Raw genomic sequence first — 15,000 nt, forward strand, 5'->3', positions numbered from 1 at the left:
CGATGAAAGTCCTCTTCATGTGCACAGCCAACAGTTGCCGCAGCATTCTCAGCGAAGCGATGTTCAACCATCTGGCCCCCGCCGGGTTCGAGGCCGTCAGTGCCGGCAGTTTCCCCAAGGGCCACGTGCTGCCGCGCAGCCTGAGCACCTTGCAAGAAGCCGGTATCAGCATAAAAGGCTTGCGCAGCAAGGGTAACGACGCGTTCGAGGACAGCCCGCCGGACATCGTCATCACCGTGTGCGACAGCGCCGCCCGCGATGCGTGTCCGGTGTACTTCGGCCCGGCCATCAAGGCCCACTGGGGCCTGGTCGATCCATCGAACGTCAGAGGCAGCGACGATCAGATCGGCCAGGCCTTCCATGCCACCCTGGATCGTATCGAAAGCCGCTGCCGGGCCTTTTTCGCCCTGCCCTTCGACCAGCTCGATGCCCAGGCCCTGAAAGCCGAACTCGACCGCATCGGCACCCTTTGACCGCTCAACCTGCGCGATAGGCCTGCTTCACCGTCTCGATCCAGCTCGCCTCCAGGCGCGACTGTTCGGTGTCCAGGCCCAGCGCCTGCATCTTCGCCAGGTGCGCGTCGGCCTCTCGCGCCAGGGAGCCCTGGGCGCTGGAGTTGGCGTCCAGCTGATGCATCTGGGCCAGCCCCAGGTGATAGAAACGCAGCAGCTTCATGGCGATGGGGTCCTGGGCCTGCACGCCAGCTGTCACCTGGTGCATCACGTTGGTGATTTTCATCAGGCTGCGCTTGAGCTGCCAGCCGTACACGGCAGCGGCCATCCACGGCTGCGACCAGAAATACAGGCGCATCAGCGCAGCCATCGCCAGCACCGCGACAATCACCCCGCCGAGATTGAAACGAAAGTTATCGCCCCCGGGCGTGCCCAGCAGCATTACGCTCAGGCTGGACAGCAGCATCGCCAGGGCCAGGAACACCACTGCGATGATCAGGGTGCTGCGGCGAGTCTGCTTGCGGTACGTGTCGCCATCCCACGGTTTGATCTCGAACATCGCGGTGCAATTTCCTTGTACGGCATCAAAAGAGTCACGCATTATCGCCTGCCCGGTCGAATTAGCTATGCTGGGGCTCATTTTGTAGCGCCACCGACTCGCCGGGTCCGGATCAAAGTCCATGGCGATAGCGCAAGGATCGTGCGATCTTTCTGCGTGGACGTTTTTTTCAAGATGCCGTCGTTGTGTGCATGGCATCGTTTTCAAGGAAAGCTGAATGACTCAAAGACATGTAATCAACGCCTCGGTAAGCCCCAAAGGCAGCCTGGAGACCTTGTCCCAGCGCGAAGTCCAGCAATTGAGCGAAGCCGGTTCCGGCAGTATCTATACCCTCTTCCGCCAGTGCGCCCTGGCCATCCTCAACACCGGCGCCCATGTTGATAACGCCAAGACCATCCTGGAAGCCTACAAGGACTTCGAGATCCGTATTCACCAGCAGGACCGGGGCGTGCGCCTGGAGCTGCTGAACGCGCCGGCCGACGCGTTCGTCGACGGCGAAATGATCGCCAGCACCCGGGAAATGCTGTTCAGCGCCCTGCGCGATATCGTCTACACCGAGAACGAGCTGGACAGCCAGCGCATCGACCTCAGCTCGTCCCAGGGCATCAGCGACTACGTGTTCCACCTGCTGCGCAACGCCCGCACCTTGCGTCCAGGCGTGGAGCCGAAAATCGTCGTGTGCTGGGGCGGTCACTCGATCAACACCGAAGAATACAAATACACCAAGAAAGTCGGCCACGAACTGGGCCTGCGCAGCCTGGACATCTGCACCGGTTGCGGCCCTGGCGTGATGAAAGGCCCGATGAAAGGCGCCACCATTGCCCATGCCAAGCAGCGCATCCACGGCGGTCGCTACCTGGGCCTGACGGAACCGGGCATCATCGCCGCCGAGGCGCCGAACCCGATCGTCAATGAGCTGGTGATCCTGCCGGACATCGAGAAACGCCTCGAGGCTTTCGTACGTGTCGGTCACGGCATCATCATCTTCCCAGGTGGCGCTGGTACGGCGGAAGAGTTCCTCTACCTGCTGGGTATCCTGATGCACCCGGCCAACCAGGACCTGCCGTTCCCGGTGGTTCTCACCGGGCCGAAAAGCGCCGCGCCGTACCTCGATCAATTGCATGCGTTTGTCGGTGCAACCCTGGGTGAGGCGGCGCAGAAGCACTATCAGATCATCATCGACGACCCGGCCGAAGTGGCGCGGCAGATGACCCAGGGGCTCAAGGAGGTCAAGCAGTTCCGCCGCGAGCGCAACGACGCCTTCCACTTCAACTGGCTGCTGAAGATCGACGAGGGCTTCCAGCGCCCGTTCGACCCGACCCACGCCAACATGGCCAGCCTGGGCCTGAGCCGCGACCTGCCTGCCCACGAGCTGGCCGCCAACCTGCGCCGGGCGTTCTCGGGGATCGTGGCCGGTAACGTCAAGGACAAGGGCATCCGCCTGATCGAAGAACACGGCCCGTACGAAATCCACGGCGACACCGCCATCATGGAACCCCTCGACCGCCTGCTCCAGGCCTTCGTCGCCCAGCACCGCATGAAACTGCCGGGTGGCGCGGCGTATGTGCCGTGCTATCGCGTGGTGACCTGACCTATCTGAGGACCACAAATCCAATGTGGGTGCAAAGCTTGCTCCCACAGGGGATCTTTAGTGGCCGAAAAATCGAAGACCACCGCAGATCCAATGTGGGAGCAAAGCTTGCTCGCGATAGCGGTTTTAAAGCCAACAGAGGTGTTGTCTGTGACGACGCTATCGCGAGCAAGCTTTGCTCCCACAGGCGCGCTCCCACAGGGGATTGTGATTAGGGGATCGTGTGATTACTGAATCCGCATCAGGCCGGCTTCATCCACTTCAATGCCGAGCCCAAGGTAATCCTTGATCTGCGGATGAAGGGTGACCACCGGGTGCGTATGCGTCGCCGTCACCACCAGCACATCCGCCTCGGCCGCCTCGCCTGCCTGGATGCCCGCCTCTGCGTCTTCAAAGACCAGGCATTCCTGCGGTGCCACTTGCAAGCGCTCGGCGGCCAGGCGATAGCAGGCGGGGTTGGGCTTGCCGTCGCTGACGTCTTCGGCCGTGACCATGACCAAAGGGCGTGGAATTGCGGCGGCTTCCATGCGGCGCAAGGCCAATGCCATGGGCGCTGAGGTGACGATTGCCCAGCGCTCTGGCGGCAGGCTGTTCAGAAAGGCCTGCGCACCGAGCACCTGCACCACCCCTTCAACGTCTTCGATTTCCTCGCGGGTAATCTGCTCGGCCTCGGCCTGGGCATCCACCCCCGGCAAGCGCTGGCGGGCGATGGTGTCGATGGCGCGCACGCCATGGATCGTCGGCAGGAACGTCGCCACGTCCACGCCATGGCGCAGGGCCCAGCGCGTCCAGATCCGCTCGGCGGCGGCGATGGAATTGAGCAGAGTGCCGTCCATGTCGAACAGGAAGGCGCGGTAGGCAATGTGGGTGGGGAGACTGGCAGGCATCGGATCCTCGGTGGCGGCGTGGCGGGTGATGGCCACTGTAACATCGCCAGAACCCAATCCCCTGTGGGAGCGAGCTTGCTCGCGATAGCGGTGGGTCAGCTTGCATCGATGCTGGATGTGCCGGCGCTATCGCGAGCAAGCTCGCTCCCACAGGGTTTAGTGGTGGGTGGGTTACACCAGCCGCTCGATCGACTGATGCTGCCACACCCGCTTGTAGTACAGCGTCTGCAACAGCAGCATGCTCAAGTAGGCCACCGGGAACGCCATCCACACCCCTTGCAGCCCGAAGTGAGCGTCCAGCAGATACGCCGCCGGCACTTGCACGGCGACGATGCAGAAGATCGAGATGGCGACCGGCACCAGCACCGTGCCGCTGGCGCGCATGATGCCGCCGACGATCGCCTGGAAGCCGAACACCAGCAGGCTCCAGAGCATGATGTGCAGCAGGTGTTCGGCCTGGACCCGTGCCGCCGGATCGGTGATGAACAACCCCAGCAGCCAGTGGGACAACAGATAACCCAGGACCACCAGCCCACCGGTAAGCCAGAGGTTGATCAACAACCCCGTGCGCAGGATCGGCCCCAGGCGCTCCAGGCGTCCGGCACCGATGGCCTGGGCGCCGAGGATCGAAGCGGTGATGGCGATCGACAGCGCCGGAAACTGCACGTAGTTGACGATCTGCGTCACCGCGCCGTAGGCCGCCGTGGCCTGGGAGCCATGGCTATTGACCAGCGTCAGGATGACCAACTCGGACAACGAGATCACCACCATCTGCAACCCGGTGGGCAAGCCAATGCGCAGCACTTTGCCAAGGATCTCCGTGTCCAGGCGCATCGCCGCGAACAACGCCCGGTCCGGTGCCAGGGCATGCTCGCGACGGTTCAGGCGCCACGCCAGCATGGCCATGGCCGAGGCCGTCCCCACCAACCCCGCCAGCGCCGCGCTCTGGATGCCCATCGGCGGCAACCCCAGCCAGCCACGAATCAATGCCGGCGTGAGCAGCAGCCCGACACTGGTGGAAATCAGCAGCGCCAACATCGGTGACACCGTATCGCTCACCCCGCGCAGCAGCTGGGTAAACAGCACAAATACCAGCAACATCGGCAGGATCCACATCATGACCCGGGCATAGGAAACGGCGTCCTCCAGCACATCGGCCGGCGTGCCGAGCCCCTGCAACGCCTGACGCGCAAAGACACTGCCAAGCACCGCCGCCGTCAGGCCGATGATCGCCCCCAACAACAACGTCGAACCGGCAATCGCCTTCACCGTGCCGGTTTCTCCGGCACCGTAGGCCTGCCCGATCAACACCCCCGCCCCCGCGCCGAGGCCAATCACCAAGGCGATAAAGAAAAACACGATGGGAAACATGCCCGACACCGCCGCCAAGGCCTGGGTACCGAGCATCTGGCCGATGTAGATGCTGTTGAATGTGCCAGACATGGACTGCAGGAAATTGGACAGGACCATGGGGGCCAGGAACAGGAGATAGGTTTTCCAGAGGGGCTGGGTGGGCATGGGGGCTCTGATGGCAGGTTCGAAAATCCAATGCGGGGTAATTTAGCGCAATCCATTCAGTCTGTTTCAGAAGAATCAGCGCGCACCGGCCTTTGTGGCGAGGGAGCTTGCTCCCGCTGGGCTGCATTGTAGGAGCTGCCGAGCGAAGCGAGACTGCGATCTTCCCAAGGCCAGTTGAGTCGCAAGTGAACGATCAAAAGATCGCAGACTTCGGCAGCTCCTACAGAGCCGCGCGGGAGCAAGCTCCCTCGCCACAAAGGCCGGTGCGCCATCCACAAAGGCCCGTGCGCCATCGCCCTCGCCATGTGGCTTATACCTTCGTCGGGTGCATTCGACATTTCACAGACTGCGTCTAATCTGAAGTAGCACAGTGCCACGCGCTGTGTAGGCCAATGCCTACAGCAATACCGGTATCGGACAGCCGGTCTTAAAGTCCGAGTAGGGGTCGCAGATAACCAGTTATTCGCAAATAACCTGTTAGCAACACTGTTCAAGGACCGAACCATGACGTCGTACTCTCACGGTCATTCCCTTTCCCAAGCCCAACCCCGCATCCTCTGGAATGCCGTGCTGGTGGCCGTTGCCGCGAGCATCGGCGTGCTGGCGCTCAATGGTGCGAGCGCACAAAACATCGGTTTGAGTGTGGCGATCCTGGCCGCAGGCGTCGGTGCCGGCGTATGGGGTGCGCGTTCGCAACGCCGGCAGTTCGACAGCGCCATCGCCGCCGCCATGGCCCGCCACGACCTGCAAGCCGGCGAGCACCTGGCCAATAAAACCCGCGAGCAACTCAACGAAGTCATTCTTGGTGCCATGCCGATCTGGGCCAAGCAGGTCGAAAGCTCCCGACAGCAGACCGAAACCGCAATCGTCTCGCTGACCAGCCGCTTCACCGGCATTTCTTCGCGCCTGGAAGAAACCGTGCAAGCCTCGCAACTGGCCGCCGGTGAGTTGGCCGGCAGCAGCAGTGGCGGAGCCGTGCAGGTGCTGGCCAAGAGCGAAAGTGAACTGGTCAAGGTCATCGATTCGCTGAAGGCCACCCAGGCCAGCCGCGATGAAACCCTGGCCCAGGTACGCAACCTGACGGCCTATACCGGCGAGCTGCGGACCATGGCCGCCGATGTCGCGGCGATTGCCGCGCAGACCAACCTGCTGGCCCTCAACGCCGCCATCGAAGCCGCCCGTGCCGGCGAGGCCGGGCGTGGGTTTGCCGTGGTGGCCGACGCCGTGCGCAGTCTCTCGAGCAAGTCCAGCGAGACCGGCCAGCAGATGTCGGCCAAGGTCGACATCATCAACACCGCCATCACCCAACTGGTGCATGCCGCCTCCAGCGGCGCGGACCAGGACAGCCATTCGGTCACTGCCTCCGAGCAAAGCATCCAGCAGGTGCTGGAGCGCTTCAAGAGTGTCACCGGCAGCTTGGCCGACTCGGCCGACATGCTGCAGCGCGAGAGCTTCGGCATCCGCGATGAACTCACCGAGGTGCTGGTCAGCCTGCAATTCCAGGATCGGGTCAGCCAGATCCTCAGCCACGTGCGCGACAACATCGAGGACCTGCATGTGCACATGCAGCAGGCCAACCAGTCGCCCGAACAGGCTGTTTCCATCGACGCCCGCCAATGGTTGGCGCGCATGGAAACCACCTACGCCACCGACGAGCAACGCCGTAATCACCACGGCGACTCGAGCGCGCAACAGACTTCACAGGAAATTACCTTCTTTTAGGAGCGCCGTTCATGGCTAAAAGTGTATTGGTTGTCGACGACTCCGCGAGCGTTCGACAGGTGGTCGGCATCGCGTTGAAAAGTGCCGGCTATGACGTGATCGAAGCCAGCGATGGCAAGGACGCACTGGGCAAGCTCAATGGCCAGAAAGTGCACCTGATCATCAGTGACGTGAACATGCCCAACATGGACGGCATCACCTTCGTCAAGGAGGTCAAGAAGCTGGCCAGCTACAAGTTCACGCCGATCATCATGCTCACCACCGAATCCCAGGAATCGAAGAAACAGGAAGGCCAGGCCGCCGGAGCCAAGGCCTGGGTGGTCAAGCCGTTCCAGCCGGCGCAAATGCTGGCGGCGGTATCCAAGCTGATTCTTCCTTGATCGCCGGAGGCTCCGATGCCGTTGCAATACGAGACACACGATGACACCGCCCAGGTGCACATCGACGGCGAGCTGACGATCTACACCGCCGCCGACCTGGCCGCGCAATGGTTGCCGCACCTGGGCGCAACGCCGCGGATGGCCCTTGATCTGTCGCAGATCACCGAGATGGACGGCGCCGGCCTGCAACTGCTGCTGATGGTACAGCGCGAGGCCGCCAAGGCCGGCACCCAACTGACATTGACCGGCCAAAGCAAAGCCGTCACGGAAACACTTGCCCTGTGCAACCTGGTTGCCTAGGGCTGTTGCAATACGTCGGACACGACAAAGGATATGAGCGTGAGCATCAATCTCGATCAGGCACAACAGACCTTCATCGTCGAGGCACGGGAACAGTTGCAGGCGATGGAAGAGTCGCTGCTGCAACTGGAAACCGACCCCGGTGACGATGACGCCATTGGCGCGATCTTCCGGGCGGCGCACACGATCAAGGGTTCGGCCGGATTGTTCGGCCTGGAGCCGATTGTCAGCTTCACCCACATCGTCGAAGACGTGCTCGATCGCCTGCGCAACGGCAGCGTCGAGGTGGACGCCGGCCTGATCGCGGTACTGCTCAAGTCCAGCGATCACATGCTGGAACTGATCAACGTGGCCGCCAACCAGGGCGGAGCGCTACCGCCACCGGCCCTGCAACGGGAAGTGGAACTGTGCCAGATCCTGCAGGAGTACCAGGCGCCCTCGCCCGCTGCGGCCCCGACGCCAGCCCCTGAAACCAACACCCGCGAACCCGGCGAAACGCGCCTCTGGCACATCTCCCTGCGCTTCGGCCAGGACGTGTTCCGCAACGGCATGGACCCGCTGTCGTTCCTGCGCTATCTGCAAACCCTGGGTGAAATCGTCGACCTCACCACCTTGACCGACGCCCTGCCCGCCGCCGAAGCCTGGGACGCCGAATCCTGCTACCTGGGCTTCGACATCGAATTTCGCTCGACCGCCAGCCACGGGGCGATCAACGAAGTATTCGATTTCGTCCGCGAAGATTGCGAGATCGAGATCGTTGCCCTGGATGACGACATCGCCCTCGCGGCAAACACTGGCTTGGTTGCCACGTCGCCGGAACCGGCCGAGGAAAACACCGCACTGGTCACCACCGGCGAGTTGTTGTCCGACCAGCGCAAGACCCCGCGCGTGCCCGCCCAGATCGCCAGCGACAAACAAGCGGTGACCAGCGACAAGGCCAAGGACGGCACCTATGTGCGGGTCAATGCCGACAAGCTCGACGAGTTGATCAACCTCGTGGGCGAACTGGTCATCGCCAGTGCCGGCGCCAGCCTGCTGGCCCGCACCTGCAACAACGATCCATTGCAGGAATCCACCTCGACGGTGTCGTCACTGGTGGAGGAAATTCTCGACGGCGCCCTGCGCCTGCGCATGATCCCCATCGGCGAAACCTTCAACCGCTTCCGCCGGGTGGTGCGCGATGTCAGCCAGGAACTGGGCAAGGACATCGACCTGATCATCAGCGGTGCGGAGACCGAGCTGGACAAGACCGTGGTGGAAAAAATCGGCGACCCGCTCATGCACTTGCTGCGCAACGCCATGGACCACGGCATTGAAACTGCTGAGGCGCGCCTGGCCGCCGGTAAGCCGGCCAAGGGGCATCTGCACCTCAACGCCTATCACGACTCGGGCAGCATCGTGCTGGAAATCGCCGACGATGGCGCCGGCCTGAACCGCGACCGGATCCTGGAAAAAGCCCAGGAACGTGGCCTGGTAACACCCGGCGCGAGCCCGACCGACCAGGAAATCTACAACCTGATCTTCGAACCCGGCTTCTCCACCGCCCAGGCCGTGACCAACCTTTCGGGGCGTGGCGTAGGCATGGACGTGGTCAAGCGCAACATCACCCTGCTGCGCGGCACCGTCGACCTGGACAGCCAGCCCGGCAAGGGCACCGTGGTGCGCATCCGCCTGCCGCTGACCTTGGCAATCATCAATGGTTTTTTGGTGGGCATCGGTCAGTCGACCTATGTCATTCCGCTGGACATGGTCCAGGAATGCATCGAGCTGAGCGAAGACGATGGGCTCGCCAGCCGCGAACAAGGCTACCTCGACCTGCGCGGCGAGGTGCTGCCGCTGGTCTACCTGCGCGATCACTTCAGCCACGAAGGCCCGGCCGCGCGCCGGCAGAACGTGGTGGTGGTGCGCTACGCCGAACTCAAGGCCGGGCTGGTGGTGGATGATTTGCTAGGTGAATTCCAGACCGTGATCAAGCCGCTGGGCAAGCTGTTTGGCGCCCTTCGCGGCATCAGTGGCTCGACCATCCTGGGCAGTGGCGCCGTGGCGTTGATTCTCGACGTGCCGGCGCTGCTCACCCAGATCACCCAAGTGGAAAACCGCTACACACCGACTCAATTCCAACAAGCCAACGCTCGCTGACGCTTTAGCAATTCCATGGAGAGGTACTTCCCAATGAAATGGTTCTACGATCTTAGAATCGCCACCAAACTGATCACTTCATTTCTTGTGGTGCTGGCGCTGACAGCTGTCATGGGGGTGTTCTCGATCATCCAACTGGGCCAGGTGAACGGCACCACCATTGAGATCCGGGAAAACTGGATGCCTTCGATGCGTGCGGCGTCGGGCATGCGCTTCTACGGGGCGAACTATCGTCTCAAGGAAAACCGCCACATTACCGCCGACTCCGAGCAAGAGCGCGCCACCACCGAGCAAGAAGCGGACGAGGCCAAGAAAGCCTTTGAAACGCGCCTGGCGACCTACGAAAAGCTGCTGTCCAACGCCGAAGACCGTCAACTGTTCGAAACCACCCGCAATGACTGGAACGCTTACCTCGCCGTGAGCAAGGACCTGCTTGCACTGTCTCGGCAAAACCTGACCGAACAAGCCCATGCCCTGCTCAAAGGCGAGTCCAAGCGTCGATTCGACCTGGTAACCAGCGACCTGCAAAAGCTGGTGGAACTCAATGATGTCGGGGCCGGTGCGGCCAGCGAACGTGGTACGGCACTGTTTGAAAACGCACGCCTGTCGATCATTGTCGCGCTGGTTGCCGCCCTGCTGGTGGGCCTGGGCCTGGCGCTGTTCATTTCGCGGATCATCTCCCGCCCATTGAAACAGGCCGCGACCGTCGCCGAGCAATTGGCCGAAGGCAACCTGAACGCCAAAATCGAGAGTGGCTCCAAGGACGAAACCGGCATGGTGCTCAATGCCATGCAGAACATGGTCGGCAAGCTCTCGCACATCATCGGTGAAGTGCGCAACGCGGCGGACAACCTGGCCAGCGCCTCCGAAGAAGTCAGCGCCACCGCGCAATCGATGAGCCAGGCCACCAGCGAACAGGCGGCCAGCGTCGAGGAAACCAGCGCCTCCATCGAGCAGATGAGCGCCAGCATCAACCAGAACACCGAGAACGCCAAGGTCACCGACGGCATGGCCAGCAAGGCCGCCAAGGAAGCCACCGACGGCGGCGAATCGGTGCAGCAGACCGTGGTGGCGATGAAAAAAATCGCCCAGCGCATCAGCATCATCGACGACATCGCCTACCAGACCAACCTGCTGGCGCTCAACGCCGCCATCGAAGCCGCCCGCGCCGGTGAACACGGCAAAGGCTTCGCGGTGGTCGCCGCCGAAGTGCGCAAGCTGGCCGAACGCAGCCAGGTGGCTGCCCAGGAAATCGGCGAGCTGTCGTCCAGCAGCGTCGACATGGCCGAGAAGGCCGGGAACCTGCTCAACGAGATGGTCCCTTCGATCAACAAGACCTCGGACCTGGTGCAGGAAATCAGCGCCGCCTCCGAAGAACAGGCCGCCGGCGTGGCGCAGATCAACACCGCCATGACCCAGCTCAACCAGGTGACCCAGCAAAACGCCTCCAGCAGCGAAGAACTGGCCGCCACCGCCGAGGAAATGAGCAGCCAGGCCGAGCAACTGCAGCAGGCCATGAGTTTCTTCACCCTGGACACGCCGCCCAAATCCGCCGTCCAGGTCGCTCGGGTCGACAACACCCCCGGCCCGTCCAGCCGCAAACCGGCCCGGACTCCGGCACCGGTCATGCCCAAGGCGTTTGCCTACAACATGGCCAGCGCCCCGGACGAATCGGAATTCACCCGGTTCTGATGGCCCGGTTCCACTGGCTTGCTTAAAGGAGAAAAAGCAATGGGCGCCATCGCGACCACCCGTCAAACCGCCCTCGCGGTCGAGGAAGAAGCGCAATACCTGACGTTCATGCTCGGCACGGAGATGTTTGCCATCGGCATCCTGTGCATCAAGGAAATCATCGAATACGGCAACCTGACCGTGGTGCCGATGATGCCGGCCTTCGTGCGCGGGGTGATCAACCTGCGTGGCGCGGTCGTGCCGGTGGTGGACCTGTCGGCCCGTTTCGGCCGGCCGAATTCGGCGATCAGCCGCCGCAGCTGCGTGGTGATCATCGAGGCGTCCAGCGCCGACGGCCAGGCCCAGGACATTGGCCTGCTGGTGGACACGGTGTCGGCGGTGCTGGAAATCCCGGCCTCGCAGATCGAGCCGCCACCGAGCTTCGGCGCAAAGATCCGTGCCGATTTCATCAGTGGCATGGCCAAGGTCGATGGCAAGTTCGTCATCGTATTGGAAGTGGGCCGCGTGCTGTCCATCGACGAAATGTCCCAACTCGCAGAAACCAGCCCGAGTGCGCTGGAAGTGGATGCCCCGTGAACGCCGATAGCTGCAAGGAACGCACGCTGAACACCCAGGCGCTCACTGACCGAGAGTTCGGCCAGTTCCAGTCCTGGCTGTACCAGGCCGCCGGCATCAGCCTGTCCGAGGCCAAGAAAGCCCTGGTGGCCGGGCGTTTGTTCAAGCGCCTCAAGCACTATGGGCTGGACAGTTACGGCGAGTATTTCAAGCTGATCATGAACGGCCAGCGCACCGATGAGTTGCAGGTGGCGCTGGATCTGCTGACGACCAACGAGACCTACTTTTTCCGCGAGCCCAAGCATTTCGATTTCCTGCGCCAACACGTGCTGCCCCACGCGACACCGGGCAAGACCTTTCGCCTGTGGAGCGCGGCCAGTTCATCGGGGGAAGAGCCCTACAGCCTGGCCATGACCCTGGCCGAAGGGCTGGGCACCACGCCCTGGGAAGTCATCGGTTCGGACATCAGCAGCCAGGTGCTGGCCAAGGCGCGCGCCGGGCATTACCCGATGGAACGTGCCCGCACCCTGCCCCAGCCGCTGCTGGTGAAATATTGCCTCAAGGGCACCGGTAGCCAGCAAGGCACGTTCCTCATCGACCGGGCATTGCGCAACCGGGTCAACTTCATCCAGGTCAACCTCAACGACACTTTGCCGGAGCTGGGGGAGTTCGATGTGATCTTCCTGCGCAACGTCATGATCTATTTCGACCAGCCCACCAAAAGCAAAGTGGTTGCCCGCTTGTTCCCCCGACTCAAGCCCGGCGGGTATTTCATCATCAGCCACTCGGAAAGCCTCAACGGTGTGTCCGACGCATTGAAACTGGTGGCGCCATCGATTTACCGCAAGCCATGAACGCCGCCATCAGGGAAGTGGCCGAGGTGTACCTGGCGCCCGGGGAGTTTCGTTTCGCCACCTGCCCGACGCGCCTGCGCACGATCCTCGGTTCTTGCGTGGCGATCACGCTGTGGCATCCGGAACGCAGGATCGGCGCCATGTGCCACTTCATGTTGCCCAGTCGGGTGCGCTGCTCCACCGCACTGAACGGCCTCTATGCCGACGAAGCCATCGAACTGTTCATCCGCCAGGCCCGGGCCCACCACACCGAACCCGAGGATTACCAACTCAAGCTGTTCGGCGGCGGCGAGATGTTCCCCGAGCTGCAACGCCACGTGCCCTACGGCGATGTGGCGCGGCTGAACGTCAATGCCGCGCTGGAAATTGCCGCCCTCTATCGCCTCGACCTGATCGCCCAGGACATGGGCAGCACTGGCCACCGCAGCATCATCTTCGACCTTTGCAGCGGCGATGTGTGGGTTAGGCACCAACCTATAAGGACCCGGCACTGACTATGTCAAAAAAGATCAATGTACTGCTGGTGGATGACTCTGCCGTGGTTCGCCAGGTGTTGCTGGCGATCCTCAGCGACACACCGGACATCCACGTCATGGGCGCGGCGTCCGACCCGATTTTCGCCATGGACAAACTGGCCAAGGAATGGCCCGACGTGATCGTGCTGGACGTGGAAATGCCGCGCATGGACGGTATCACGTTCCTGAAAAAAATCATGAGCGAGCGCCCCACACCGGTGGTGATCTGCTCATCCCTGACGCCCCGGGGCGCGGAAACCACCTTGCAGGCGATGGCCGCCGGCGCGGTGGAAATCATCACCAAGCCCACCACCGGCCTGAAGAATTTTCTGTTGGAGTCGGCGCCGGAACTGGTGTCGGCGATCCGTGCCGCCGCCCAGGTCAACGTGCGCAACCTGGGCAAGCGCCCTGCCCCGACCGCGCTGACGCCCGCGACCAAACTCACCGCCGACGCCATGCTGCCCGCCGCCAACGGCCACGCCATGGCGCAGACCACCGAACGCATCGTCGCCCTGGGCACCTCCACCGGCGGCACCCAGGCCCTGGAAGCGGTGCTCACCGCTTTACCGCGAGTGTGCCCGGGCATCGTCATCGTCCAGCACATGCCGGAAAAATTCACCGCCTCGTTCGCCGCCCGGCTCAACAGCCTGTGCCAGATCGAAGTGCGCGAGGCCCGCAACAACGACCGCATCCACCCGGGCCTGGCGCTCATCGCACCGGGCGGCAAGCACATGATGGTGACCCGCAGCGGCGCGTTCTATCACGTGCAGGTGGTGGACGGCCCACTGGTCAACCGCCATCGCCCGTCGGTGGATGTGCTGTTCCGCTCCGTGGCCAAATTCGCCGGCCGCAACGCCACCGGCATCATCATGACCGGCATGGGCGACGACGGCGCCCGCGGCCTGAAGGAAATGCTCGACGCCGGCAGCACCACCGTGGCCCAGGACGAAGCCAGCTGCGTGGTCTTCGGCATGCCCAAGGAAGCGATCAAGCTCAATGCTGCGCAACGGGTGATGGGGTTGCAGGAGATTGCGCAGGTGATTTTGCACAAGTAACAAGGCCAGATCACAACCCCGTGGCGAGGGAGCTTGCTCCCGCTGGGCTGCGCAGCAGCCCCAAATGCTAGACCGAGGTGCGGCCGTTAGGGCCGCTTCGCGCCCCAGCGGGAGCAAGCTCCCTCGCCACAAAAGCCATTGAGTGCTGTTGAGCTTGCATCAGTGCCCCCTCACCACAAAGCAATCAAAACAACACCGCTCCCACAGTGGGCTTGTCGCCACAGAGGCTTCAGCAGCATGTGCCTATACGGGTGAAATCGTCGCCAGCACGCCAATCAAAAGGGTCAGTGCCAAAAAACCACCCAAGAAAATCGCCATCTTCGCCATGAGCACTCCTGGACCAAAAAATTGCAGTACACGGGCCGTCCGATAGGTAAACACTGATCGACCGAGGCGTGAGCGTTTAGGGCCGCTGCGCGCCCCAGCGGGAGCAAGCTCCCTCGCCACAAAAGCCATTGAGTGCTGTTGAGCTTGCATCAGTGCCCCTCACCACAAAGCAATCAAAACAACACCCCGGGCTCTATGTGGGAGCGAGCTTGCTCGCGATAGCGGTGGGTCAGCTTGCATCCATGTTGAATGGGCCGCCGCCATCGCGAGCAAGCTCGCTCCCACAGTGGAGTTGTGGCAGGGATGAATTCCTCGCCACAGAGGCTTCAGCAGCTTGTGCCTATACGGGTGAAATCGTCGCCAGCACGCCGATCAAAAGGGTCAGCGCCAAAAACCCACCCAAAAAAATCGCCATCTTCGCCATGAGCACTCCTGGACCAAAAAATTGCAGTAC

The 15,000-nt window shown here is 62.4% G+C and carries 13 protein-coding genes and 1 pseudogene; 11 read left to right on the plus strand and 3 right to left on the minus strand.

Going from position 1 to position 15,000, the window contains the following annotated elements:
* Nucleotides 1–2: 2 nt before the first annotated feature.
* Nucleotides 3–473, plus strand: coding sequence for an arsenate reductase ArsC (locus AB4Z20_RS08575; protein WP_253475927.1), 471 nt, complete (start codon nucleotides 3–5; stop codon nucleotides 471–473).
* Nucleotides 474–477: 4 nt separating this feature from the next.
* On the opposite strand, the gene AB4Z20_RS08580 is transcribed toward AB4Z20_RS08575, so the two are convergent.
* Nucleotides 478–1,011 carry a DUF3087 family protein gene (locus tag AB4Z20_RS08580; protein WP_214511968.1) on the minus strand — a complete coding sequence of 178 codons (534 nt, stop codon included), beginning with the start codon at nucleotides 1,009–1,011 and terminating at the stop codon, nucleotides 478–480.
* A gap of 217 nt (nucleotides 1,012–1,228) precedes the next feature.
* Here AB4Z20_RS08580 and ppnN point away from each other — a divergent pair, with 217 nt between their 5' ends.
* Complete coding sequence (ppnN, locus tag AB4Z20_RS08585; protein ID WP_253475930.1) at nucleotides 1,229–2,602, plus strand: nucleotide 5'-monophosphate nucleosidase PpnN; 1,374 nt, start codon at nucleotides 1,229–1,231, stop codon at nucleotides 2,600–2,602.
* Nucleotides 2,603–2,829: 227 nt separating this feature from the next.
* Here the strand turns inward: ppnN and AB4Z20_RS08590 are convergent, their stop codons facing one another.
* A complete protein-coding gene (locus AB4Z20_RS08590; RefSeq protein WP_442089709.1) occupies nucleotides 2,830–3,489 on the minus strand; it encodes an HAD-IA family hydrolase in 660 nt (219 codons plus the stop codon).
* Between the two features lie 171 nt (nucleotides 3,490–3,660).
* Nucleotides 3,661–5,007 (minus strand): MATE family efflux transporter, encoded by a 1,347-nt coding sequence (locus AB4Z20_RS08595; protein ID WP_214511966.1) that lies wholly within the window; start codon nucleotides 5,005–5,007, stop codon nucleotides 3,661–3,663.
* Between the two features lie 780 nt (nucleotides 5,008–5,787).
* Here AB4Z20_RS08595 and AB4Z20_RS08600 point away from each other — a divergent pair.
* The 9 genes and pseudogenes from AB4Z20_RS08600 to AB4Z20_RS08640 form a co-directional block, all read left to right on the plus strand.
* Nucleotides 5,788–6,729, plus strand: a pseudogene (locus tag AB4Z20_RS08600) (methyl-accepting chemotaxis protein); the annotation flags it as partial.
* Between the two features lie 11 nt (nucleotides 6,730–6,740).
* Nucleotides 6,741–7,109, plus strand: coding sequence for a response regulator (locus AB4Z20_RS08605; protein ID WP_003203044.1), 369 nt, complete (start codon nucleotides 6,741–6,743; stop codon nucleotides 7,107–7,109).
* Between the two features lie 15 nt (nucleotides 7,110–7,124).
* The gene (locus AB4Z20_RS08610) at nucleotides 7,125–7,409 is read left to right on the plus strand and encodes an STAS domain-containing protein (RefSeq protein WP_214511964.1); all 285 of its coding nucleotides are present in this window, start codon (nucleotides 7,125–7,127) and stop codon (nucleotides 7,407–7,409) included.
* A 39-nt stretch (nucleotides 7,410–7,448) separates the two neighbouring features.
* Nucleotides 7,449–9,548: a chemotaxis protein CheA gene (locus AB4Z20_RS08615; RefSeq protein WP_442089710.1), complete on the plus strand. Its 2,100-nt coding sequence runs from the start codon at nucleotides 7,449–7,451 to the stop codon at nucleotides 9,546–9,548.
* 33 nt (nucleotides 9,549–9,581) lie between these two features.
* Nucleotides 9,582–11,240 (plus strand): methyl-accepting chemotaxis protein, encoded by a 1,659-nt coding sequence (locus tag AB4Z20_RS08620; RefSeq protein ID WP_320388891.1) that lies wholly within the window; start codon nucleotides 9,582–9,584, stop codon nucleotides 11,238–11,240.
* Between the two features lie 39 nt (nucleotides 11,241–11,279).
* Nucleotides 11,280–11,816, plus strand: a complete 537-nt coding sequence (locus AB4Z20_RS08625) for a chemotaxis protein CheW (protein WP_442089711.1) — start codon at nucleotides 11,280–11,282, stop codon at nucleotides 11,814–11,816.
* Nucleotides 11,813–12,649, plus strand: a complete 837-nt coding sequence (locus AB4Z20_RS08630) for a CheR family methyltransferase (RefSeq protein WP_442089712.1) — start codon at nucleotides 11,813–11,815, stop codon at nucleotides 12,647–12,649. Before AB4Z20_RS08625 ends, AB4Z20_RS08630 begins: the two co-directional genes overlap by 4 nt.
* Nucleotides 12,646–13,143 (plus strand): chemoreceptor glutamine deamidase CheD, encoded by a 498-nt coding sequence (cheD, locus tag AB4Z20_RS08635; RefSeq protein WP_214511959.1) that lies wholly within the window; start codon nucleotides 12,646–12,648, stop codon nucleotides 13,141–13,143. Before AB4Z20_RS08630 ends, cheD begins: the two co-directional genes overlap by 4 nt.
* 2 nt (nucleotides 13,144–13,145) lie before the next feature.
* A complete protein-coding gene (locus AB4Z20_RS08640) occupies nucleotides 13,146–14,219 on the plus strand; it encodes a protein-glutamate methylesterase/protein-glutamine glutaminase (RefSeq protein ID WP_214511958.1) in 1,074 nt (357 codons plus the stop codon).
* Nucleotides 14,220–15,000 lie beyond the last annotated feature (781 nt).

The organism is Pseudomonas sp. KB_12 (genome assembly GCF_052114545.1).
GTDB lineage: Bacteria > Pseudomonadota > Gammaproteobacteria > Pseudomonadales > Pseudomonadaceae > Aquipseudomonas > Aquipseudomonas brassicacearum.